Source organism: Sporolactobacillus sp. Y61, from assembly GCF_040529185.1.
Classification (GTDB): Bacteria; Bacillota; Bacilli; order Bacillales; family Sporolactobacillaceae; genus Sporolactobacillus.
This window is the reverse complement of record NZ_CP159510.1, coordinates 1,789,922-1,813,448: the sequence shown is the minus strand read 5'-3', so window position 1 is coordinate 1,813,448 and position 23,527 is coordinate 1,789,922. Positions and strand designations below refer to the sequence as shown.

The 23,527-nt window shown below is 47.0% G+C and carries 26 protein-coding genes, 1 pseudogene and 1 riboswitch; of the genes and pseudogenes, 5 read left to right on the top strand and 22 right to left on the bottom strand.

Annotated elements, in window-relative coordinates:
* Window positions 1–13: 13 nt before the first annotated feature.
* The 3 genes from ABNN70_RS08585 to ABNN70_RS08575 all read right to left on the bottom strand — a co-directional run bounded on the left by ABNN70_RS08585 (window position 14) and on the right by ABNN70_RS08575 (window position 1,632).
* Window positions 14–781 (bottom strand): TIGR01457 family HAD-type hydrolase, encoded by a 768-nt coding sequence (locus ABNN70_RS08585; RefSeq protein ID WP_129928642.1) that lies wholly within the window; start codon window positions 779–781, stop codon window positions 14–16.
* 22 nt (window positions 782–803) lie between these two features.
* Window positions 804–1,259, bottom strand: a complete 456-nt coding sequence (locus ABNN70_RS08580; RefSeq protein WP_353947553.1) for a DUF86 domain-containing protein — start codon at window positions 1,257–1,259, stop codon at window positions 804–806.
* Window positions 1,260–1,329: 70 nt separating this feature from the next.
* A complete protein-coding gene (locus ABNN70_RS08575; RefSeq protein ID WP_129928644.1) occupies window positions 1,330–1,632 on the bottom strand; it encodes a YutD family protein in 303 nt (100 codons plus the stop codon).
* A gap of 132 nt (window positions 1,633–1,764) precedes the next feature.
* On the opposite strand from ABNN70_RS08575, the gene ABNN70_RS08570 reads away from it, so the two are divergent.
* The gene (locus ABNN70_RS08570) at window positions 1,765–2,754 is read left to right on the top strand and encodes a M23 family metallopeptidase (protein ID WP_353947552.1); all 990 of its coding nucleotides are present in this window, start codon (window positions 1,765–1,767) and stop codon (window positions 2,752–2,754) included.
* Window positions 2,755–2,763: 9 nt separating this feature from the next.
* On the opposite strand, the gene yunB is transcribed toward ABNN70_RS08570, so the two are convergent.
* From yunB to ABNN70_RS08485, 17 genes and pseudogenes are all read right to left on the bottom strand, one after another.
* The gene (gene yunB / locus ABNN70_RS08565; RefSeq protein WP_353947551.1) at window positions 2,764–3,585 is read right to left on the bottom strand and encodes a sporulation protein YunB; all 822 of its coding nucleotides are present in this window, start codon (window positions 3,583–3,585) and stop codon (window positions 2,764–2,766) included.
* Between the two features lie 133 nt (window positions 3,586–3,718).
* On the bottom strand, window positions 3,719–4,021 hold the full coding sequence (locus tag ABNN70_RS08560) for a DUF1805 domain-containing protein (protein ID WP_353947550.1): 303 nt from the start codon (window positions 4,019–4,021) through the stop codon (window positions 3,719–3,721).
* A 61-nt stretch (window positions 4,022–4,082) separates the two neighbouring features.
* On the bottom strand, window positions 4,083–5,459 hold the full coding sequence (locus ABNN70_RS08555) for a bifunctional UDP-sugar hydrolase/5'-nucleotidase (protein ID WP_353947549.1): 1,377 nt from the start codon (window positions 5,457–5,459) through the stop codon (window positions 4,083–4,085).
* A gap of 213 nt (window positions 5,460–5,672) precedes the next feature.
* On the bottom strand, window positions 5,673–7,076 hold the full coding sequence (gene sufB, locus ABNN70_RS08550; protein WP_353947548.1) for a Fe-S cluster assembly protein SufB: 1,404 nt from the start codon (window positions 7,074–7,076) through the stop codon (window positions 5,673–5,675).
* A 99-nt stretch (window positions 7,077–7,175) separates the two neighbouring features.
* Window positions 7,176–7,631 carry a Fe-S cluster assembly sulfur transfer protein SufU gene (gene sufU, locus ABNN70_RS08545; protein ID WP_129928650.1) on the bottom strand — a complete coding sequence of 152 codons (456 nt, stop codon included), beginning with the start codon at window positions 7,629–7,631 and terminating at the stop codon, window positions 7,176–7,178.
* Window positions 7,621–8,841 carry a cysteine desulfurase gene (locus ABNN70_RS08540; protein WP_353949413.1) on the bottom strand — a complete coding sequence of 407 codons (1,221 nt, stop codon included), beginning with the start codon at window positions 8,839–8,841 and terminating at the stop codon, window positions 7,621–7,623. The genes sufU and ABNN70_RS08540 overlap by 11 nt, the downstream gene beginning before the upstream one ends.
* A 2-nt stretch (window positions 8,842–8,843) precedes the next feature.
* Window positions 8,844–10,151 (bottom strand): Fe-S cluster assembly protein SufD, encoded by a 1,308-nt coding sequence (gene sufD / locus ABNN70_RS08535; RefSeq protein WP_129928652.1) that lies wholly within the window; start codon window positions 10,149–10,151, stop codon window positions 8,844–8,846.
* Window positions 10,152–10,180: 29 nt separating this feature from the next.
* On the bottom strand, window positions 10,181–10,963 hold the full coding sequence (gene sufC / locus ABNN70_RS08530; protein ID WP_129928653.1) for a Fe-S cluster assembly ATPase SufC: 783 nt from the start codon (window positions 10,961–10,963) through the stop codon (window positions 10,181–10,183).
* Window positions 10,964–11,236: 273 nt separating this feature from the next.
* A complete protein-coding gene (locus tag ABNN70_RS08525) occupies window positions 11,237–12,067 on the bottom strand; it encodes a MetQ/NlpA family ABC transporter substrate-binding protein (protein WP_353947547.1) in 831 nt (276 codons plus the stop codon).
* 66 nt (window positions 12,068–12,133) lie between these two features.
* On the bottom strand, window positions 12,134–12,799 hold the full coding sequence (locus ABNN70_RS08520; RefSeq protein WP_129928655.1) for a methionine ABC transporter permease: 666 nt from the start codon (window positions 12,797–12,799) through the stop codon (window positions 12,134–12,136).
* Window positions 12,796–13,818, bottom strand: a complete 1,023-nt coding sequence (locus ABNN70_RS08515; protein ID WP_353947546.1) for an ATP-binding cassette domain-containing protein — start codon at window positions 13,816–13,818, stop codon at window positions 12,796–12,798. Before ABNN70_RS08515 ends, ABNN70_RS08520 begins: the two co-directional genes overlap by 4 nt.
* Before the next feature lie 137 nt (window positions 13,819–13,955).
* Window positions 13,956–14,076: riboswitch (SAM riboswitch) on the bottom strand.
* Between the two features lie 137 nt (window positions 14,077–14,213).
* The gene (locus ABNN70_RS08510) at window positions 14,214–14,849 is read right to left on the bottom strand and encodes a LysM peptidoglycan-binding domain-containing protein (RefSeq protein WP_353949412.1); all 636 of its coding nucleotides are present in this window, start codon (window positions 14,847–14,849) and stop codon (window positions 14,214–14,216) included.
* A 246-nt stretch (window positions 14,850–15,095) separates the two neighbouring features.
* Window positions 15,096–15,304 (bottom strand): annotated as a pseudogene (locus ABNN70_RS08505) (NlpC/P60 family protein); the annotation flags it as partial.
* A gap of 582 nt (window positions 15,305–15,886) precedes the next feature.
* On the bottom strand, window positions 15,887–16,918 hold the full coding sequence (locus ABNN70_RS08500; RefSeq protein ID WP_353947545.1) for an anti-sigma factor domain-containing protein: 1,032 nt from the start codon (window positions 16,916–16,918) through the stop codon (window positions 15,887–15,889).
* On the bottom strand, window positions 16,890–17,648 hold the full coding sequence (sigI, locus tag ABNN70_RS08495) for an RNA polymerase sigma-I factor (protein ID WP_129928659.1): 759 nt from the start codon (window positions 17,646–17,648) through the stop codon (window positions 16,890–16,892). The genes ABNN70_RS08500 and sigI overlap by 29 nt, the downstream gene beginning before the upstream one ends.
* 280 nt (window positions 17,649–17,928) lie before the next feature.
* Window positions 17,929–18,318, bottom strand: a complete 390-nt coding sequence (gene gcvH, locus ABNN70_RS08490) for a glycine cleavage system protein GcvH (protein WP_353947544.1) — start codon at window positions 18,316–18,318, stop codon at window positions 17,929–17,931.
* Between the two features lie 93 nt (window positions 18,319–18,411).
* Entirely contained in the window at window positions 18,412–18,774 is a 363-nt protein-coding gene (locus tag ABNN70_RS08485; protein ID WP_353949411.1) for a Spx/MgsR family RNA polymerase-binding regulatory protein, read from the bottom strand.
* Window positions 18,775–19,154: 380 nt separating this feature from the next.
* Between ABNN70_RS08485 and ABNN70_RS08480 the strand changes: the two genes are divergently transcribed.
* From ABNN70_RS08480 to ABNN70_RS08465, 4 genes are all read left to right on the top strand, one after another.
* Window positions 19,155–19,427, top strand: a complete 273-nt coding sequence (locus ABNN70_RS08480) for a hypothetical protein (protein WP_353947543.1) — start codon at window positions 19,155–19,157, stop codon at window positions 19,425–19,427.
* The gene (locus ABNN70_RS08475; protein WP_129928661.1) at window positions 19,424–19,759 is read left to right on the top strand and encodes a spore coat protein; all 336 of its coding nucleotides are present in this window, start codon (window positions 19,424–19,426) and stop codon (window positions 19,757–19,759) included. The genes ABNN70_RS08480 and ABNN70_RS08475 overlap by 4 nt, the downstream gene beginning before the upstream one ends.
* Before the next feature lie 334 nt (window positions 19,760–20,093).
* On the top strand, window positions 20,094–20,891 hold the full coding sequence (locus ABNN70_RS08470) for a CAP domain-containing protein (protein WP_353947542.1): 798 nt from the start codon (window positions 20,094–20,096) through the stop codon (window positions 20,889–20,891).
* Window positions 20,892–21,049: 158 nt separating this feature from the next.
* Complete coding sequence (locus tag ABNN70_RS08465) at window positions 21,050–21,721, top strand: GDSL-type esterase/lipase family protein (protein WP_353947541.1); 672 nt, start codon at window positions 21,050–21,052, stop codon at window positions 21,719–21,721.
* Window positions 21,722–21,773: 52 nt separating this feature from the next.
* Here ABNN70_RS08465 and ABNN70_RS08460 read toward each other — a convergent pair whose 3' ends face one another.
* Complete coding sequence (locus tag ABNN70_RS08460) at window positions 21,774–22,412, bottom strand: YpjP family protein (RefSeq protein ID WP_353947540.1); 639 nt, start codon at window positions 22,410–22,412, stop codon at window positions 21,774–21,776.
* A 118-nt stretch (window positions 22,413–22,530) separates the two neighbouring features.
* Window positions 22,531–23,511, bottom strand: a complete 981-nt coding sequence (gene nrdF / locus ABNN70_RS08455; RefSeq protein WP_129928665.1) for a class 1b ribonucleoside-diphosphate reductase subunit beta — start codon at window positions 23,509–23,511, stop codon at window positions 22,531–22,533.
* Window positions 23,512–23,527 lie beyond the last annotated feature (16 nt).

The window sequence follows — 23,527 nt, the reverse complement described above, 5'->3', positions numbered from 1 at the left end:
GGCTGTTCCTTAATCAGAACTTCCATTCACTTAATGAACGAAGCGTGTATGTCGGTTGAATCTTCTTCTTTTTCAATGCATCAGGACTTGTTACACCGGTGAGAACGATCAGCGTATCCAGCCCTGCACGAATACCTGCCATAATGTCGGTGTCATAATTATCACCAATCATCAGCGTTCTTTCCTTTGTTGTGCCCGTTTTCTCCAGTGCCTGCTCAACGATAATCGATTCGGGCTTGCCAATATATATGGGTGAAACGCCGGTCGATACACGGATCACTGAAGTCAGCGACCCGTTCCCCGGAACCAGCCCGCGTTCATTTGGCAGGGCAACATCCGGATTGGTCGAAACAAAACGGGCACCGGCACGCACAGCGAGACAGGCTTTAGTATATTTTTCATACGTAATCTGCCTGTCCATGCCAAAAGCGACAAAATCCGGATGATCTTCCTGATAGTGCAGACGTTCCTGATCCATAGCTTGCTTCAGACCAGCCTCACCAATATAATAAACAGATGCATCTGCTTTCTGTTTTTTTATGTACCGTGCGGTTGCCATGCTGGTCGTTAGCACATCATTTGCCGTACAGGGGATACCGAAGCCCTGCAGCTGTCCGGCAACGGTTTCCTTTGTCCGTGTTGAATTATTTGTGACAAACAGATATCTGAGCCCTCTTCGTTTTAATTCTTTCACAAAAGTAACGGCTTCGGGAATCTCCTCTTTGCCCCGATAAACCGTTCCGTCCAGATCAAGTAAAAATGCGTCGTAAGTCTTTCCCATCATGTTCCTCCAGAATCGTGTCTTATTTATTATTCCCCGGCTGATCCGGTGAAAATGCGGATACCGGTCCAAGTTCTTTTTCAATATAATCCGAGATACGGCCGGAAAAATGTTTTAACGGACCCATGGCGTCACTCAGAGTCTGTTTCAGCCGGTTGTGATTGACAGCTGTATAATGCTGAACCAGCGTCTTTCTAAGCCCAACAACGTTTCTTATCGGCTCTGCTTCTTCATGAGGAAGGACCGATTCATCTTCCAGGATGTCGATCACATCTTCATATCCCCCGGGATCGCGCATGATAAATCCGTCAATCATCTGATTACCCACGTCAATCATCGACTCAATCACATTCTGTGTGATCCGTTCGAGGGCCAGCTGATTGATGTCCGTATTCCATTGACCCTTTTCAAAAAGGCCGAGCAGCCGGTCAAGATAATCCAGTATTTCCTTTATTTTGCGACGATCTACAAAGTACATGTCTGTCCCCTCTTTTTATTACATCCTGTATGTTATTTAATGAGAAATCGATTTTTAACACACAATACGGTTAATGAAGCTTTGCTTTTTTAGATATCTTTTTCAGTACAAAGTAGGCACACCCAAAGCTGCAGGATTCAACAAGATAATCCACCAGTGTACTGATCTTCGTATCAAACGAGGATTTATGGTTATGGTCATCATAGAAGCCGCGAAGTCGGAGCTGATTATATCCCCAGTCCCCGACGATGTAGTCGAATTTATTTAAAATTTCACTGTAACGACTGATAAACGCTTCTTCATTCCAGCCGTTGCGGACGTTTTCAACGACCTCATAATGGCTGTGATCGATGGAAACTACAGGATTCGTCACTGATTTTCCCTTCCTTTCCGGTTTCCGATGCAGTGCAGGACCAGTTTCTGTCTCTATTATAACAGATCGATTCTGAACAAAGTATGTTTGCCGTCTGACACATAACGCTTATAGAAAGGATAAGGACCGTAAATGAAGCTTCTGACACACATGACATGTTGCTTTTTGATTCTGTCTGCTTTGCTGATTGAAACAGCCGTGGGTAAAGAAAAATCCGCCGATGAACCCTTACGGGAAAGAAAGGCCCTTTATCTGAAAACCTCGGCACTGACCGGCGTCCCGTGGGAATTTCTTGCAGGCTGCGATCAATATGCACGGATGAGCACGCGGAAACAGACTTCAGAGCCGCTCATCGCTCTTCATTTCAGTAAAAGAGAATGGGCGGGACTTGCCAACCCGAATGAAGAGGATCAGAATCCCCTGTCCATTGCTTTCTTCGGAGGATCAGGACTGGACGGCAATGGTGACGGAAAGTCTGACCGTGAAAACCCCGAAGACCGCCTGTTTGCTTTTGCCCAGTGGATCGCTGCCGAAGGTCCGGGTCAGGATAACAACCGGATTGCCGCATGGAAGTTTTTCCGGCGCGGAAAGGCCGTTGAAATGATTGATGGCTTCAGCAGACTCTATTCGCATTATAACACCCTGGATTTATCTGCACATGCTTTCCCTCTTTCCCTTGCCGCCCATTACGATTATCAGTCAACCTGGGGCTCCCGGCGCGGGTGGGGCGGTCTGCGGATCCATGAAGGGACAGACCTGTTTGCCGATTATGGCACACCGGTACGGTCGACGGGTTACGGGATCATTGAGATGATCGGATGGAATAAATATGGCGGCTGGCGGATTGGTATCAGAGATATCCGGGGTAATTACCATTATTTTGCGCATTTGAAAGGCTACGCCCCGCATCTACAAAAAGGGCATATTGTTGAACCTGGACAGGAGATCGGTTATGTCGGCAGTTCCGGTTACGGTCCGCCCGGCACCATGGGTAAATTTCCCCCGCACCTTCACTACGGCCTGTACCTTGATAACGGAAAGACTGAATTTTCTGTTGATCCTTACCCCGTCCTGCGTGTATGGGAAAGAGAAGAACGGGCAAAAAAGAAAGCCACGCACTAAAAGCAGCTGTTACTCGCCTGTTTTCACTGCCCCCCGGCCGGACTGCCCAGGCGGATCAACCGGCACCGACGGAGTTACTCCACCACCGCCGTAAAAATAAGGGACGTTCCTGGGCAGTACATTAGATCCGAGCGGGATATGCTGCGAAATCATTTTCGTCTTCAGTGCGAAAGGGACAATGACATCGACTTTCACTTTCACATCAAGATAAATCGTATAGACGATATTGTTAATGCCAATGTTCTTGAAATCCCAGCGCAAATCAGTGGATATATTACTGACCACGTCCATCTCAACAGGTACCCTCGGCCCGTAATTACTGATAAGCGCATTATTGAGAATCTGACCGAGCGGGATGTCTGCGACAATCCCTTCGGTGTGATTGTTTTTCAGATATTTAAGATCTTCACCCGGTCCATTGGTGAGTGTAATTTTCCCCTTCTCGGCGGATCTGATAAACCAGAGAATACGGTTGGTTATCACACCCTTAATCCGATTCGCTTCCGCAGGATCCAGACTGTAATCACTGATTTCTTCCTGGTTATTCCGATTCGCCACAATCAGTTTTGTAAAATCAATATCCGGCATCTCATTCGGATCCCGGGGTCCTGAAGCATTTGTCAGGACGCTTTCTCCAATCCCATAGTTAATGGCATAGTTGGCAAGCTGCTCTGCCTGCGTCTCAGCAATAGATATAAGAGCGGGTTTCATCTGTTCATTTACCGTCCAGATACCTGCCGACGTCATGATAATAAACAGCATTAAGGTCAGGATAAAGACACGCCTGATCGGCATCATCCGCTTACGGTATCGTCTGCTCGGTTTAAACATGACAGCCCCCCTTTATCTCATCTATATGCAAAATAAAGGGGGGTTAAAAGTCTTTTTCTGTTTTTCATTATCCGTTCTGAACAAGCCGGACCCGGATCATGGATTCTGATCTGTGTTTGTCTGAAAATCAGGGTTAAGGCATTTTTAAAAGGGCCTCACGACCGATCATACCTGGCCTGATGCCATACTTTTCTGCTTCCAGGGTCACCTCGGCAAGCGGCGCATTCAGTAATTCTTCAAGGGTACGGACGCCTGTCGCCTTGCCGGCAATAATGCCGCGATCAGCCAGCCTGCTGTTCAACAGTCCGACATCAAGCGCTCCGCACATGATATAACTTTTGTCCGACGCAATGGCCAGCAGACTGGTTTTCGGCAGTTCAACAGATACAGCGCGATAAAATTTACCATCAATACGTAACGGTTTCAGATCGATCATTCTGCCGCCTCCTTTCCTGTTACATCTTATGGAAATTTGGGCGGTCAGGTGACAGGTGCCCTTAGTTGATTTCTTTCAGGCGCCACGCCAGCAGATCCCGCAAGGTTTCTGGCAGATAAAAACGCTGCTTCGCCTTGACAATCGGCGGGAGAAAGTGTCCCATCGTAAAGACGTCAATCGTACCCAGACTGTATCGTCTCTCCTTCTCAAGCGGAATGCCTTTAACCCGGATATCACAGGGATCCAGTTTGCCTTCCTTAAGCCGGGTATCGTAAGTCAGATGGCTGAAGACCAGTTTACCCAGTACTTTTCCGCGGAAACCGAATCCCTTCAGTTCATAGGTCTGAAAATCCTTTTTTAAACCGATGCGGATCATTTCCTCGATCTCCTGCCCCGTCACCTCAACCCGGCACGGATTAATCGGATGCGGACAAATACGATGCACATCAAACCAGGTGACCGGTCCCGCAGGAAGACCATCAAGGATCACGCCGGCATTGACGAGTCCAACCTCCGCATGGCACCATTTTCTCAGTGCGGCCGCCATCATTCGCGTGATCTCCGTATCTCTGAACCAGTCAACCGGCAGGGCATGGTCCAGCCAGACAATCTTCTGCTGCATATGAGCCACACCCTCCCCGGTTAATCTGCGGACTTCCTCAACAGCTTCAGGATCAGGTTTTTCCCGCAGAGTGACCAGATCTGCCCCCTTATGAAGGACGCGGTGCGCTTTTTCATCATATTCAACAACCACATGACCGGCATAGTGCCCATATTTTCCAGCCTGTGCGATTAATGTCGAATCAACCCGTTTGCCACGTTCGAGGGCATGATGCGTGTGTGCCCCGATGATCACGTCAATGCCGCTGATTTCTTCTGCTACCCGCTCATCAAACGGGAGGCCGACGTGGGACATGAGCACAATCAGATCCGTTTGCGGCCTGAGTTTCCTGACCAGCGATTTCAATTCAGTAAAAGGATCTCGTATGTCCCAGTCAAGCAATCTGTAGAATTTCGGAAAAGCTGCGGTCAGTCCAATCAGTCCGACCTTTACCCCTTGCATATCACAAATCACATAGGGCTTGCACCAGTCGGGCCGCCTGCCGTTTGTATGATAAAGATTGGCAAGGATCACTTCAAAGTGACGATCATCATAAACCGTGTTCAGTATATCTTTAGTAAATGTAATACCTTCATTATTGCCAATCGTAATATAATCATATTTTGCATCGTTGAGTAATTTCACGTTGCCTTTTCCGAGCAGACCTTCTGTCATGGGATGAAAACGATCCATATGATCTCCAAGATCAAGAGTCAGATAAGGCTGACCTTCTGCCCGGAGCCGTGTCCTCTCATGGTTCAGATAACTGATGAGGCTCCCCCAATGATCAAAATGGCTGTGTAAATCGTTTGTATGAAAAAAATGGAGTGAAATCAAAAAGAGCCCTCCCACGAGTGTACGAACAATCGAATCCACAGTATATTGTATCGCTAAAAAGAGGCCCTGTGCAATTCTGCAGATAACCGTCTTTTCGCCTGAATCCTGCTGCCGTCCCGTTCTGTATGTGTTCCGGAAAAATGAAAAAGCCTGCCGGTCCTGCGATCAGACCGAAAGGCTTAAATCTATCCTGTCACCTGTTTTATTTTTAAATCAGCCGATAGCGCCTGCCATATTATACTTGATCAGTCTGTTCATTTCGACTGCATATTCCATCGGAAGTTCCTTGGTAAACGGTTCAATAAAGCCCATCACGATCATTTCTGTCGCTTCTTCTTCTGACAGGCCGCGGCTCATCAGGTAGAAAAGCTGTTCTTCAGAAACTTTCGATACTTTTGCTTCATGTTCCAGTGAAATGTCGCTGTTCAGCACTTCATTATAGGGAACTGTATCAGATGTCGACTTGTCATCCATGATTAATGTGTCACATTCAACATGACCACGTGAATTTTTCGCCTTCGGGCTGAAATGAACTTTTCCACGATAAGTCACGTTGCCACCGTTCCTGGCGATCGATTTTGATATGATCGTCGACGACGTGTTCGGCGCCAGGTGAATCATCTTGGAACCGGAATCCTGGTTCTGTCCCTTTCCGCCGATGGCAATCGTCAGGGTACTCCCACGGGCGCCTTCCCCTTTAAGAACGACAGACGGGTATTTCATTGTCACACAGGAACCAATATTGCCGTCTACCCATTCCATCGTGGCATGATCTTCACAGATCGCCCGCTGCGTAACCAGATTATACACGTTGTTCGCCCAGTTCTGAATGGTGGTGTAGCGGCAATAGGCATTTTTACGGACATAAATTTCAACAATTCCGCTGTGCAGCGAGCTGCTGGAGTATACAGGTGCGGTGCATCCTTCCACATAATGGACGGAGGCTCCTTCATCAACAATAATCAGCGTCCGCTCGAACTGGCCCATACTTTCCGAATTAATCCGGAAATACGCCTGAAGCGGCGTCTTGCAGACCACGCCCTTCGGAACATAAACAAATGATCCACCTGACCAGCAGGCTGCATTAAGTGCAGAGAATTTATTATCCGCGTAGGAGATTACCCTCCCGAAGTATTCACGGAACAGTTTTTCGTGTTTCTTCAGGGCCGAATCCGTATCCATGAAGATAATCCCTTCTTTTTCGAGATCCTTCTTCATGCTGTGATAAACCACTTCGGATTCATACTGTGCGGAAACACCGGCCAGGTATTTACGTTCGGCTTCCGGGATGCCCAGTTTATCAAAGGTGTCTTTGATCTCACCCGGCACTTCGTCCCAGGTCCGCCCCTGATTCTGTACGGGTTTTACGTAATAAGTCAGGTCGTCGAAGTTCATAGCCGAGAGATCGGCACCCCACTGCGGCATCGGTCTTTTATAGAAATGACGCAGACCCTTCAGCCGATATTCCAGCATCCATTTCGGCTCGTTCTTCTTCCTGGATATTTCGCGGACAACGTCTTCTGTCAGCCCACGTTTCGTACGGAACACCGAAACATCTTTTTCCCTGAAACCATACTTATATTCGTCTATTTCCGGTACTTGCTGCTGTGTCGCCATCTGGAATCCTCCTTTTCTTATCCATTATCTATTCATACAGTCCCTGTTTATTTTCCAAGTCGTTATCTCTATTTTATCATAGTTCACATAATAGTCGAATTATTGATCCGCATGTTCTCCTGCGGCTTCTCGGAGCCCTTTCTCCATAGCCTTCCATGGGAGGGTCGCACATTTAATCCGTGCGGGATACTGAGAGACACCCTGCAGGGATTCTGCATCACCAAGGTCGAGATTGTCATCGTGCTCCCTGCCCTGAACCAGCTCGGAAAAATCATATGACAATTCATGTGCGTCTTTTATACTCTTACCTTTAATCACATCGGTCATCATTGATGCGGAAGACTGACTGATGGCACATCCGCTTCCGTTATGCCTGACATCAACAATCTTATCTCCGTCCAGTTTCAAAGAAAGATGAATTTTATCTCCGCAGGAAGGGTTGTTCATACTGACTGTAATCCAGCCCGGATCGTCAATCATCCCGTGGTTGTGCGGACGTTTATAATGATCCATGATGACCGACCGGTATAACTGGTCCAGATGGTTAAATGACATGTCCGAAGAACTCCTTTGCATCCTTAATTCCTTTCGCCAGCGTTTCAATTTCATCAAGTGAATTGTAGAAATAAAAGCTGGCTCTGACCGTTGATTCACATTTCAGCCAGCGCATGAGCGGCTGAGCACAATGATGCCCTGCCCGAACAGCAATGCCATCTGAATCCAGTGCTGTTGAGACATCATGCGGATGTATTCCATCAATATTAAAGGAGACCAGACCGGCGCGGTGCTTCGGTCCGTATACAGTCACACCATCCAGCTCTTTGAGTTTTTCATAAGCCGCATCAGCAAGTTCCGTTTCATATCGATTAATGGCTTCCATACCGATATTTTCCAGATAATCTACAGCTGCACCAAGACCAATCGCACCACTGATATGCGGTGTCCCCGCTTCCAGCTTCCATGGGAGTTCTGCCCAGGTTGCACTGTGGAAATCCACTTCATCAATCATTTCTCCTCCGGTCTGAACAGGTTCCATAGCTTCAAGAAGCTCCTGCCTGCCATAAAGAACACCAATACCTGTCGGGCCAAGCATTTTATGTCCGGAAAAAGCAAAGAAATCGGCATCCATATCCTGAACATCAACAGGCATGTGAGGCGTGCTCTGTGCCCCGTCAACGACCATGATGGCCCCTTTTTCATGAGCGATCGCCGCAATTTCCTTCACAGGATTGACTGTACCAAGGACATTGGAGACTTCCGTGCAAGCCACAATTTTAGTCTTGTCGGTTATGGTTTCCCGGATATCATCCAGATCCAGCGTACCATCCGGTTTCATCGGAAAGTATTTCAATTCAGCACCGGTCACCTGGGCAACCTGCTGCCACGGGATCAGATTGGCATGATGCTCCATCGGGGAAATAACAATTTCATCACCGGCTGTCAGATTCACTCTTCCATAGCCATAGGCCACAATATTAAGGGAATCTGTCGTCCCCCTTGTATATATAATTTCCTTCGTACTCTTTGCGTGAATAAATCGGCGGATTTTCTCCCTTGCCTCTTCAAATTGCTCTGTGGCCAGGGTACCAAGTGTATGGACACCGCGGTGAACATTCGAATTATAATTTTGATAATAGTCAACCAGCTTCTGAATAACCGAATTGGGCTTTTGAGAAGTCGCTGCGTTATCCAGGTAGACCAGCGGATGGCCGTTTACTTCACGGCCAAGGATCGGAAAATCTTTTCGGATGGTTTGTACGTCCAGCATCATCCCACCTTCCTTTCAATCAGCCCGGACAGCTGTTTGCGTACGCCCTCGATAGGGAGCAGATCAACGACCGGTTCGAGGAAACCTTCAACAATCAGCTTTTCAGCCGTTTCTCTTTTAATTCCGCGACTCATCAAATAATAAAGCTGGTCCGGATCGACACGGCCAACTGAAGCCGCGTGGCCGGCAATGACGTCATACTCGTCGATCAGGAGAATCGGGTTGGCATCGCCACGTGCTTTATCACTCAGCATCAGCACGCGCTGGGTCTGTTCCCCGTCAGCCTTGGAAGCGCCGTGTTCAATTTTCGTCCGCGCATTGAAAATCGAGTTGGAAGCATCTTTCTGAGCGCCCCGAACGAGCAGCCGGCTGACCGTTTCTTTACCGACATGGCGGATGTAATTATCAAAGTTCTGTTTTTGCGATCCGCTTCCGACACTGACGGCTTTCGTGTCACCGGAAGATCCGTCACCCTGCAGATTGGTTGCATTTTCCGAGACGGTATTCCCGTCGTTCATCTGGCCGAGTGCCCACTGGAGACTCCCGTCCCTTTCCACATTTCCCTGTCTGTTGATATAGGAAACCACGCCCCCTGTAAGGTTGTCAACGGCCCCATATTTGACCTGGGCATTCGTACCGACAGAGACTTCGTTGACCAGGTTGGCCACACTGTCTCCTGTGGATTCACTTGAAAGGTAACTTTCAATATAGGTGACTGAACTGCTCTCTTCAGCAATAATCAGTGAGTGAGCAATGAGTCCCGATGAGGGCGCGTCCTGATAATAGACGGTCTGCAGCGGTTCCTCAATGATAACGTTTTTTGGAACATAAAGGAATGACCCTCCGTTCACTAAAGCCGCATTCAGCGCTGTAAGTTTATGTTTGTCTGCCGGGGTGGTCTTAAAATAATATTTTTGTACCAGGTCACCGTATTTATGCATTGCGGTGGCCAGGTCTGTGAAAATAACCCCTTTTTGCTTAAGTTCTGCAGACAGCCTGCGGATGACAGGCCTGTTGTTATGGTGAATCAGAACATTCCCGCTTTTTTCCTCTTCACCAATCAGCTTGACAACCTCTTCCGGAAGCTGTGATTTTTCCGTCACCGTATTTTCCTGGATGTCATAATTAAAATTCGTAAAGTTCCAATCCGTGATTCTTGTTTTTTCCGTTTTCGGCAGTGGCAGTTGCTCTGCAAAACGTAGCCCCTCTAGACGTCTATTTAAAAACCATTCAGGTTCATTTCTTTTTTTTGAAAAGAGACTGATTTCTTCCGCGTCAAACGGAAGACTCATCAATTGCGTCGACATGTTCTCCCTCCTGACTCCCTGCATTTCTATTATGCCTCTACTGTCTCGTCGTCTTTGATGCCAAGTTCAGCTTTAAGTCCGTCATAACCTTCGTCCTCAAGCTTCAGGGCAAGATCCGGTCCGCCGGTTTTTACAATATGCCCATTCATCATCACATGGACCTTATCCGGTTTGATGTAATTGAGAAGGCGCTGATAATGAGTAATGATCAGACAGCCAAAATTTTCTGAACGCATGGAATTAACGCCCTTGGAAACCCACTTCAGGGCATCAATATCCAGTCCGGAGTCAATCTCATCCAAAATCGCAAACTTCGGTTCAAGCATAAGCAGCTGCAGAATTTCATTTCTTTTCTTTTCGCCACCGGAAAAGCCCTCGTTGACGTAACGTTCCGCAAATTTATGGTCCATTTCAAGAAGGTCCATCTTTTTATCAAGCTTTTTGATGAACTTCATCAGAGGTACTTCATTACCCTCACCGCGGCGGCCATTGATAGCGGTTCTCATAAAGTCTGCATTGGTTACACCACTGACTTCTCTGGGATACTGCATGGCAAGGAACAATCCGGCACGGGCCCGTTCGTCAACAGACATATCAAGGAGATTTTTTCCATTAAGTTCGACACTGCCTGCTGTGACTTCATACTTTGGATGCCCCATCACAGCAGAAGCAACCGTTGACTTTCCTGTTCCGTTCGGCCCCATCAGGGCGTGAATTTCTCCGCCTTTAATATCCAGATCAAAGCCTTTGACAATCGGCTTTCCTTCTACTGATACATGAAGATTTTTTATTTTTAATTCTGGTACTGTCATACCATAACCTCCAATAGTTAATGACGTGTGATCTGAAAGCTCACTGAAATAAATTCTCAGTCTATTCTCATTATCATCTTATATCACATGTAATCAGATAGCAACTAAAGCCCTCAGGAAAATACGTGAAAAATCTGTATAAACCTTTCTCTTCATTATAACGCTGATTTTACTCAAGAAAAATGGATGAACGGGTTTAGCATGACTCAGAATAAAAATAAAAATCCGTTTCCGGACAGTTGGCGGAAACAGATTTTTAAAACCACCCTCAGGTTAATCAGAGACCGGCAGTACAGCCCCTTTATATTTTGTTTTGATATAGTCCTGAATCTCCTTCGACTGAAGCACAGAGACAAGTTCTTTAATCGCCTTTTTCTTTTCATCACCCTTGCGCACAGCGACAACATTGGCATAAGGTGATTCTCCCCCCTCAAGAATCAGGGCATCCTTTTCCGGATTAAGTTTCGCCTGCAGAGCAAAATTCGTATTAATAGCAAACAGATCAGCTGCATTGTGCTGATAAGCTTTCGGCAGCAGAGCCGGATCAATCGGCTGAAGGAATTTCAGATGTTTTTTGTTCTCAATATCCTTCAATGTCGCCGCCATTTTGTCAACGCCCGGTTTTATTTTTAACAATCCCTTTGATTCAAGCAGCATCAGGATACGACCCTGTTCGGCTTTATTGTTGCTGATCTGGACGGTTGCGCCATCTTTAACATCATCAACAGACTTAAATTTACTTGAATAAATACCGAAGGGTTCAATGTGGATTTTTCCGGCGTTGACCAGATCCGTATGATGTTCTTTATTATATAAATCCAGGTACGGGATGTGCTGGAAGTAATTTGCATCAAGCTGTCCGGCAGCAAGTGCTTTGTTCGGCAGCACATAATCCTGGAATACTTTCACTTTCAGGTTGATGTTCGTTTTCTTAAGCAGCGGAGCCGCCTTTTTAAGTATTTCTGCATGCGGTACAGCCGTCGCGCCGACCGTCAGTGTTGTTTCTCCTTTTGTACCGCTTTGCGCACTGCCTCCGTTTCCGCAGGCAGCAAGCGCCAGAATAACGGATAAGGCCAGTATTAATGATAAAATTTTCCTTTTCATGTTGCAGTCCTCCAATAGTTCAGATGTGCTCTTCATTTAAAAATCCATCATTTATGATCTGTCTGTTTATCTCTTATCAACATGCCGGGTGATACGGTCACCGATAAACTGAATAATAAAAACAATAATCAGAATAATGACTGTCGCGACAAAGGTAATTTGATTATTATTCGCCTGAAAACCGTCATTGTATGCAATGGTGCCCAGTCCGCCTGCGCCGACAACGCCCGCCATCGCGGTATTACTGATTAAGGCAATCAGCGTGACGGTCATGCCGGAGATCAGCGACGGCCAGGCTTCAGGAAGCAGGACTTTAACAATGATCTGCAGGCGGGAAGCTCCCATCGCCTGAGCGGCTTCAATGACCCCTTTATCTACTTCCCGGAGACTGATCTCTACAAGGCGCCCGTAAAACGGGGCTGTCCCGATGATAATCGCAGGAAGAGCTGCTGTTGCGCCGATCATCGTCCGGACAATCAGAACAGTGAACGGAATCAGCAAGATAATTAAGATGATAAATGGAATCGATCGAAAGACATTGACAACTGCCGCAACAATCCGGTAAACAAACAGCTGCTCATAGAGCCCGCCTTTTGCCGTCAGGAAAAGAATCAGGCCGAGAATCAGACCAATAACAAAAGTCAGGACACCGGAAACCAGAGTCATATAAAGCGTTTGTTCGGTAGCCAGCCACATTCCCGGCCAGTCGATACTTGATAAGAAACCGTTCATCGGGAAATCACCTCAACTTCCAAATGCCCTGCCCGGAGCTTCTCAATGGAAGCTTTTATATCGGTTTCCGCACCGGTCAGATTTAATAGAAGAAGCCCTTCTGAACCGCCATTCACCGATGACAGATCGCCTTCAATGACAGCCACCTCAAGAGCCGGATTCCGGAATAAAATCGTCGACAGCGGTTTCTGGCTGTCCCCTTCCCTGAATGTGATGCGGATAATGGTCCCTCCCGGATGATGCTCCTGAAACGAGCTGATTCGCTCCTTTTCAGTCAGCGATTCGTCTGTCCGGCCGACAAACGATCTTGTGATCTCCTTCTGTGGATGCAGAAAAACATCATGAACGGAACCTTCTTCGACAATGATTCCCCGATCAAGGACAGCAACACGATCACAGATCTGATGAATGACATGCATCTCATGGGTAATGATCACAATCGTGATTCCCAGTTTCTTATTAATTTCGCTGAGCAGTCGGAGAATGTCCTCTGTTGTTTTCGGATCCAGTGCGGACGTCGCCTCATCACAGAGCAGCACTTTGGGGTTACTGGCAAGAGCCCGGGCAATGCCCACACGCTGCTTCTGGCCTCCGCTCAGCTGTGACGGATAGGACGAGTCGCGTCCTGATAGCCCGACGAGCCGAATCAGTTCCGACACCCGCTCCTTCCTTTTAGTTTTTGGAAGATGGGACAGTTCAAGCGGGAAAGCAATATTTTCAGCAACCGTGCGGGACCACAGCAGATTAAAGTGTTGAAAAATCATTCCAATCTGCTGTCTTTCCCTCCTCAATTGTTTATCTGATAAATCAGACAGCACACGCCCGTCCACTTCCACCTGACCGGATGTCGGCTTCTCCAGCATATTAATCAGCCGGATCAGCGTACTCTTACCGGCACCGCTGTAGCCGATGACGCCGAATATCTCACCCCGGCGGATGCTCAGGCTGACGTCAGACAAAGCTTCAACCGGTCCGGCATCAGTCTGGTAAACCTTTTTCACATCTTGAAGCTCAATCAACACCATTTCCTCACTTTCAAAACCTTTTCTATACGCTTAGCCGGATATTCCGGAAAATCCGAAACCTGTATCTCCTCCCTTTCACGCTTCATGAAGGTAAACAAAAAACTCCTCAATGAAAGAGGAGCCCGCTGCCTCTCTCATCTGCCAGAAACTTGCATTTCTGCAGGAATTAGCACCTTCCTGTCTTCCGAATAAACAGAAAACAGGGGTTGCCGGGCATCATCGGGCCAGTCCCTCCGCCGCTCTTGATAAGAGTGATTACCTATTCTTCTATTCTTATGCGTAAATTTAACTTAACATGGTGGCTGAAAGTTGTCAAATCGACGATTCAAAAAAACACCAGGCAAGATTTTCCTCCTGCCCGGCGTTTATGATCATTATGAAATTTTTAATTATTTTTTCGGCAACTTTAATTGATCACCTGCGAAAATCAGAGAAGAATGCAGATGATTTTCTTTCATCAGCTTGCTGACTGTCGTGCCATGCGCTCTTGCAATATCCCACAGGGTATCCCCGCGCTTAATCGCGTATGTTTTATTTGCCTGATTATGCGTCTGGCCTTTATTCTGCACATTGAAATTAAGCTTTTGACCCGGATAAATCACATCCGACTTCAAATGATTGTTCAGTTTAATTTCGGATACGCTGATTCCGTGATGTCTTGAAATCGCCCACAGGCTGTCACCCGTCCGGACGAAATAAGTTCCGCCGGACACTTTATCTGATTGAGCAGCGGCAGGACGTTCTGCCGACTGTGCAGGCTGCGCCGCTTCCTTAACTCCTGACTTATTAACCGTCTGTGCTTTCGGTTTTGCTGCAGGAACTTTAGCCGGTTCCGCTGCAGAAGCTGTTGTCGGTTTTGCTGCAGAAGCTGTTGTCGGCTTTTCTGCAGAAGCTTTAGCCGGTTTTGCTGCAGAAACCTTTGAAGGAGCTTTGGATGGCGAAATCGGATTGCCCTTCAGCCGGAGTACTTGGCCGGATCTAATCTGATTCGAGTTCAGCCCGTTCAGTGCTTTCAGCTGAGACACCGATACATCTGTCTTCTGACTGATTCCTGACAGCGTATCCCCGTCCTGAATTTTATAGGTTCCAGACGGCGTCGCCTGATTGTTGCTTGTGGCTTTCTGAGTCGTGTTCGAAGCCGGTGCGGCCTGTCTTACTGCAGGACGTACAGATTTTTTCGCTTTCTGAGCGGGTGGGGTGCTTTCAGAAATCCGTCTGGCGGTCACATATTTGGGTTCCCAGTAGCTGGATGCACCGCCATCAAAAATTTGCGTCTGACGGACACCTGTTTCTTCATTTTCAGCACTGATCATCTGGTTATTGCCCACATAGATCCCCACATGAGAAATTCCTTTATTATTGGTGTTAAAGAAGACGAGATCCCCGGCTGAAGGTTATCTCTGCTGACATAAGCACCGTACGCTGCCTGCCCCGCAGAACTGTGAGGCAGATTCACCCCTAAACGGGCAAAGACTTTCATCGTAAAGCCGGAGCAGTCGTTAGCTCCCCATCTGTATTGCTGACCAATACCCTGTCTGGCCAAACTTGCTGCATTTCCCGAAGGAGCTGCCTTTGCCTGATCTACTCCTCCGGCACCCGTTCCTGCTACAACCAGTCCGCCGATAAGCGTTGCTGATATAATTCCTTTTTTCTTCATTTTCGGATAACCTCCTGCTCGTATTTCAAAAATCACGCGTCGCTTATATGTACATGTGTATTAAACTTTTCAACAAGGTTAATCATAGTCCCCAGATTTTTCATGGCAGTTACATGCTGTTAACAGAAGCGATACGTCTTCATTACAGTTGTTTAATATTTGATGCAGGATAAGACAGCTATAAGAACATTTATCAGATCAGACAATTTTTTACAGAAAACAGCATGAGGATCTACCCGGAAAATGAAGAACAACGGCTTGCCCACTGGAAATCAGTTCTTCAGTTAAAAATTTTGCCCAAAAAAATAACCTGTCTCCTTTATCCGGAAACAGATTGATCTTCAAATAATGCACTTCAGCCTGCCGCCCCTGCCTGAACATCAGAATCCATGATTATGTTTTTCATCAGGCTTCCAGACGTTGCCGCAGGGCATGAGTCAACGCAACTGACCGCGGCTCACTGAGACGCATACCGCTCAGATCTTCAGCAGGCTTTTTCTTCTCCAGACCGTTAAAGGGATTTCTGAACAGTGAATTTTCTTTAATATAATGAAAAGTTGCTTTCGCAGCCTGGTTTTCACCGTTCTGAAATTTCCCCGTCAGCTCCCTGATAAATGGATACCAGACCGGTCTGGAGGAAGAAAGCTGCTGTTCAAGACGTAACGCAGAAAGCTGTCGCGCCTGATCCAGTGACAGCACTTTGTGAAACGCATTAGCCTTAAGATACAACAGGTATTTGCCCATCGACAGTCCCGCCTGTCTGGCATTCTGCCGTCCGGCCATCGATGCGATCTGCCACTTTGACGCCGATCCACTTCGTATGGCCGTCCGGGCCGTTCCTTCCGTGTATGCTTCGAATAATTTTCTGTTAAAATGGTCTCGCTCTGACCGCGTGATCTGATTGGTAAATACGGTCGTAATCAGACACAGGGTCTGTCCGGTTAACTGTCCCCGCGCATCGAGCCTCTCGAACAAATGTGATGTAAAGGCACTGAAAGACATATCCCGGAATGCATCCGGATCCGGAAGTAATGCTTTAGCATTCCCATCCAGGGTCTGAACGGAAATAATGCGCATGTCCGGATCGACACTCGCTTCAATATCGGATGCAACATCGAAACTGACATAGGCGGCAACCGGCCGGTCCGGCTGGAAGGTACTATGCGATAAGGGTGCAAAGCAGAACATGGAAAATCCAAGAGCCAGTACAGGTATAAGAAAATAACTGCCAAGATGAAATGAATGAGCAAGGTGAGCGGATAAAACCGTTTCCCCGACTGACAATGTGGCGGTGCGCCTCAGTCTGACCGATTCAAAATCACCATCATTTGTCAGAATGACAGCCCGGCGTCCCTGTTTGGAGACAAGAACTCCACGATTGTTCAGTTTCCTCCCCGCCCTTCTTACGTCAATGAACCTCTGAGTACTCCGGTTCAATATATGACTTTAGTGCATTGAATCCGCCGATATAGATCAGCGCTAATGCTATTATATACTTTCGATTCCTTTCAATGGTTTTGCGGCTGCATGAAACAAATTGCAGTAAATCTTTTATCGGCAGCTGCTTTTTCTTACGCAAAAACTGAACAAGCTCCTTGTGTTCTACAAGAATTTTCGCTGAAATCTTGGCGTTCTCACGGGCATCGGCATGTTTCGGGCAGTGCCTGCTCAGGACATCGAAGGTGATCCCGTATTCAAGCAACAGTTTTCTGTAACTGTCGATCTGTTCCGTGCGCTCACTGATCCGGCATTTTTCTTCATAAAAATCAATGGCTGCCTGCTGCTCAACATAGCTTTCTTCCATATTGTTTTCATCATCATGCTGCGCCTGATCCAGATAGATATTGCGCATTTGTCTTGATTCCTTACGTATGAAATCAATAATTCTGCGCCGAATAACCATATCGGCAAACGTCAGGAATTTACTGCCCTGTCCTTTTTTATACTGGTTTATGGCTTCATTAAAAGCGACCATTCCGACACTGAATTCATCCATGGTCTGATCAATAAAACGATTGCATACTTTAGAAACAACCTTTTTAATAAAAGGCTGGTACGATTCGATAATTTTATTTCTCAGGGTCTCATCGCCCTGCTGTGCTTTAAAAATATTGGTTTCAAGCGGAAAATTGTACGCTCCACCTATAGCAATCTGGCCGGCGCTCATCACGATTCCACCTCTCGCTTTTTTCTGGTCAATTGATCTTGATTTAAACATATCACGTCAATACAGTTCTGGTGAGTATTGTCAAAAACTTTTGTTAATGTCAAAATCTGTGCCGTATTTTCAGTCGAACGACATCGTTTCCTGTCAGAATCAGTAAAATGCCCTTGTCTCTTTTATACCATGACAGCTACCGCAGGGGAAGCGACATTATGGTAACATTCAGATGACAAGGGCTGTTAAAAAACATGATATTTTTACCAGATGGAGAGGGAGTCTGATCTCAGCCTTTTTCGCCGATCAGTTTCTCATAAGCCGCTGCGTCAAGTAACTGATTGAAAGCATCTGAGTCCACAGATTCAAGCTCAATCATCCAGGCCTTCTCATAGGGTGATTCGTTAACAAATTCGGGAGAATCCTCAAGATCACTATTTGTGTCCGATACCGTCCCGCCAACAGGTGCATAAAGTTCCGAGACGGTTTTCACCGATTCGACACTGCCGAACGAGTCTCCTTTTTTTAATTCATTGCCTGTCTCCGGTAATTCGACAAAAACAATATCACCTAATTCCTTCTGAGCGTACTCCGTGATTCCGATTCGGACTTTGCCGTCTGGTTCTTTTTTCACCCATTCATGATCTTTCGAGTAAAGTAAATCTTCAGGAATACTCATTATAATGCCTCCGTTTCAGTTAAGCGGCTGACCGCACTGTGTCTTTTTATTTTTTTTCAATACCATTATATCGTAATTTCTCTGTGATGCCCTTTAATTTTCCCTCATGACTTTGCCCCAGATGGCTTCGAACTGCTGCGGATTAAAGCCAACCGTAACATGTTCCCCGTCGGTTATAATCGGGCGTTTGATCAGCATGCCGTCAGCAGAAAGCCATTCCAGCCATTTTTCTTCAGGTTCGGTTCTGATCTTTGTCTTTATATCCTGGTCCCGATAATGTCTGCCACTTGTGTTAAAAAATTCCTTCAGAGGCAGTCCTGATTTTCGGTAGAGACTTCTGAGTTCATTCTTTGCAGGCGGATGCTCAGCAATCTGTATCTCGCTGTAGTTGATATCGTGGTCGTTTAACCATTTTCTCGCCTTTTTACATGTCCCGCAGGTCGGATAACCATACATCGTCAGCAACGTGCTTCACCACCCCTTCGCTTATTCTTTTTACCGGCTTTGTCCGCGCTGCCTGTTTTGCCCTTAATGGATCAGTGGCAGGTGCGACACTCCGGCGGCACCAGCAACCTGGTGAGCCCCCGCAGCGAATATACCGGGCGAGGAAAGGCACGGATCGCCCGCGGAAAATGACACCTGAGTGAAAAATAACAGGCAGGCTGAACGGGCCTGTTTCTTATAGTATAGCCTATTTCATAAGATCATCTAAAGGCATGTGACTGTTGTTTCCTGTAGAAAATAAAAAGAAAGCCAAATGATTTCCGCACGCAGGGACATAATACACCTGAGCACCGTCACCATTAATTTAATTAACAGAGGAGTGTGAAACACACATGTTTATGCAGCAGGGCGGGCAGTCTCAGACGAACTTCCCGCAGCCGCCGGACATCCTGTCCACTAAAGATCATTTGTATATTGAAGACATGCTTTCATGGAACCTGGATCTCATCAAGAAAGCACACGCCTATGCTTCTATGTGTCAGGATCAGGATGTGATGCAGGCGATGAATCGAACCTGTCAGCTTCATCAGCGCCATTATCAGGATATCCTGAATCACCTAGGTAAACACATACAGACCCCTGTTACAGGAGGGATTTCGAAATGATGAAGCAGCCCGCACAGTCGACGCCGATCCAGAATACAGAATCCCAGGTTCCGAAAACGCCGCAGATGAATGACAGGGATTATTTAAATGATTTGCTCCTGTCGGAAAAATATATGGGCATTTCCTATGTACATGCCATGCAGGAAGCGAGTCATCAGGCGCTTTATCAGGATATTAAATCTGTTTTTGATGCCACCTGCGACCATCAGCGCGATCTGTACAATCTGATGTTTAACAAGGGATGGTATAAATTTGAATCTCAGGAACCTCAGAAAATGCAGCAGACACAGCAACAGTTCAACCAGTATGCCCGGCAGCAGTTTCCCAAATAAGAAGGGGCTGAAAAAAAGACTGCTCTGGCAAGTTGCCGATGCGCCAGAAATCCGGTTTTTCTAATCCTTTCTTAATCGAATGAATTTACAGCACTGTTTCCTGAATGGAGCAGTGCCTTTTTTTACATAGAGGAAGGATCACAATCTATGGATGCAACTCGGGTTCAGCCGGCGCCTCAGGCCTGGCTAAACCCGTGGATTTCCCGGGAAATAGCATATCTTGACGCGCAGGCCGGTTTTTCCATTTAACTGGTAACATCATGCAATTTCTTTTGTACCCCTCCGAAAGTCTCATAATCTCGAAACCTATTGACCAAGGAGGGAGTTACAAAACATGTTCAAAAAAATTCTTGCTTTAACTCTTGCTGGGTCGCTTGCCTTGCCATTCGTTTCAGGGGGACACGCAGAAGCTGCAGCTCTTCCAAATAATGTCCAGCTCAAAGTTGCTGCGACTGACCTTTTAAATCTGTGGAAGTTGAAGGACAATCAGTTGCCCGACGTCAATGAACTGCTGAAAAAGTTCGGCATTCAGGTTGATCTTTCTCATCTGAAAAATCAGCCGATCGTGGTGGATATCGGTCAAAAGACAGATCAGCCGCAGAAAAACCCGGGACAGGCAGCTCAACCACAAAAGCCTGAGGCACCGGCAAAGCCGGCAGCCCCGGAAAAACCCGCAACTCCGGAAAAACCGGCACCGGACAAAAGTCCTGAACCTTCTGATCATCAGCAATCAACGAGTCAGATGAATGCATTTGAAAAGAAAGTCGTTGAACTGACGAATCAGGAACGAACAAAAGCCGGACTGGCGCCGCTGAAATCGGGAAATGCCCAGCTGGCGAAAATGGCACGTGCCAAATCGCAGGATATGCGAGACAGGAATTACTTTGACCACCAGTCACCGACCTACGGATCTCCTTTTGATATGATGAAAAAATACGGAATCAACTATAGAGCAGCCGGAGAAAATATTGCAGCCGGTCAAAAAACCCCGGAAGAAGTCGTTCAGGGCTGGATGAACAGCCCGGGACACCGTGCGAATATTCTCAACGCTAATTTTACAACAATTGGTGTCGGCTTTGTTGAAGGTGGATCATACGGCACGTACTGGACTCAGGAATTTATTGGAGAATAATTTTCAATCCGTTATTTTAATTCATTAATCATAAACTATAACAGGCAGCGCCGGACCATGTATCCGGCGCTGCCTGTTATTTCAAATCGGTAAGGTAACGTTGCGGGCGCTGCTGAATAGTATGAAAAAAGAAGCTTGACTTCGCGGAGGTTATGACGATGAGTAACCCGCTATATGTAGCCCTCGGCGATTCTCTTACCGTGGGCGTGGGATCAACTTTATTTTATCCTGATTTTGTCAGGCAATATCACCGTATTTTGAAAGACCGCTTCCGGCTCCCTGTCAGGCTGAAAGTGTTTGCAAGAAACGGTGCAACGACAGCAGACATTCTTCGCAGTCTGGCTCATCCGGCCGTCTCCGAAGCCGTCCGACAGGCTGGATTTATCACAATCACAGGAGGCGGGAATGATCTCCTTCGTGCCGGAAGAGCCTGGCTGAAAACCGGTGATGACAGCATAGCGAGAACAGCAGTCCGTAAATGTCTGGATCAAATGGAACGAATCCTGTCAGCTATTCTGGATATTCATCAGACCGGACCTCTCATGATCCGGGTCCTTAACCTTTACAACCCTTTATTTCATGTTCCCGGCTCGAGCCTCTGGATTGAACAGTACAATCAGGGCCTGTCTGCTCTCGAACGCTTTCCTTTTGTCCGCACGGCGGATATCTATCAGGCTTTCACCGGCTATGAGCCTTATCTGCTCAGTTTCGATCATTTGCATCCCAATCCGGCCGGCTACCGCCTCATGACGCAGGTTGTTGCTGAACTGGGGTTCGACCCTTACCAGAGATCCGGTTCCGAACATACCGGTAAGCTGCCAGAGAACTGATTTTTTTATCTATACATTCAGCCGGAACTCCATCAGCCCGGCTGTTTGACGGCTATGCCCGCCATTTAGGTGGTATATTTTTCCCCCAGTATATTTTCTTCAATTCATGATGTGCCTGAAAACCATCCCGCGCAGAATGATAATGAAAATCAAACCAGTAACCGTCAAGCGGCGGGTGATCCCGGCGGACGTGCAGTTTGAGTACATTTTTTCCAGAATCCGTATTGTAAATGTGCAAAATTCGTTCACCCAGTCCCGGTGCAGCAGAGTGCGTTACGGCAAGACTGCGGACCCACTCTGAATCATGGCCGCGACTTAGCTCCCGTATGACGGCTGCAAATGCAGGAGCCACTTCAGTAGCATACTGATAACCCATTTTCTCTGTGATCCGCCGACCAAATTTATGCAGGCCCTGATACCTGACTTCCAGGAGCGCATAGGACGAAAAGGCACTGATCAGTTTCTCCACCGGCTCATTGTCAGGAACTGCGGCACTCCAGCCTGTTCTCCTGCTTGCTTCCTGCGTCTCTACATAAGCTGGAAGATCTGTTTTCTGACCTTTCGTGCTCTGGATATTTTGCTTATCACTTTGTTTATCAAGATAATTCGCCGGAAAAGTGGGGACAATGGCGCCAAATGTCAGTACAGCGACTATTCCAATTAGTGTTTTTCTCATGAATTTTGGAATCAAAAAATCCCCTCCCGGCTCTCCGTCATCTGTACTCTTATTATATCATTCGCAGCGCTCCGAAACATCAGTCCTTCTTTCGAAAAAACAGCCTGCGAAGAGGATCACAGGCTGTCAGGAGTTACACATTATCAAATTTAAAATCGTCGTCAGTTAAGGGTTCGATATTCAGCGGAACAACATAATCTCCTTTTGTTGAGAAGAAATCATGATTGATCGTACCGGTATCAATCCCGTTCAGCACAATCTGGCTGACCGGATCATGTTCGTATTTATCGTCCCGGCCCAGATTCTGCAGTGCCCGGTTGGCATTATACAGGACGTAATCGTTCACTTCTTTCACCAGACCGACATCCGCATAGATCTTTTGCGTGTATCTCTTCTCGATATCAAGCAAATGGTCAAGGAGTTTAAAAGATTCATGATCCGCCTTCACTCTTTCACTGTCCGACAGATCCTCCTGGTAAAGCCTCTGGGCGACCATTCCGGTAAAACTCCCGTGAATCGATTCATCCTGAATGATTTTCCGGATGATCTCACCGCTGGCAATCATCCGCCCCTGTCCGGACAGGTAAACCGGATAGAAGAAGCCACTGTAAAAGGAAAAGCTTTCAAGGAAAACGGATGCGGTCATGGCCATATACCGTTTAAACGGCGTCACATTTTCCCGCCGATCATAAAGCTGGTTATACCAGAAGGCAATCGCCTGATACTTTGCCTGAAGTTCCGGCTGCCGATCTACCCATTCACCCAGATAATAATTGGTTTTCTTCGATGGTATGAGCGTTGAAAAAATATGGGAATAAGATTTTGCATGGATATGTTCCATCATCCCCATCCAGGCAAACACAGCCTGCTCATGCATATTATCATGATGAATCGAGATCAGGGGCATGCCGTTATCCCCCTGTTCACGATCAAGCCCTGTCAGCCCGGACAGGACTTCGACATAGGTACGCCGTTCTGCCTCAGTCATCCGGCCCCAGTCGGGCAGATCCCGTGAAACCTTGAAGGCCTCTTCTGTCCAGAACTGATTGATATTTTGCTTCCAGTATATCTTTGCAATCTGGTTATCACTGTTGTTCCAGTTTATAGCTTTCATTTTCCAACCGTCCTTA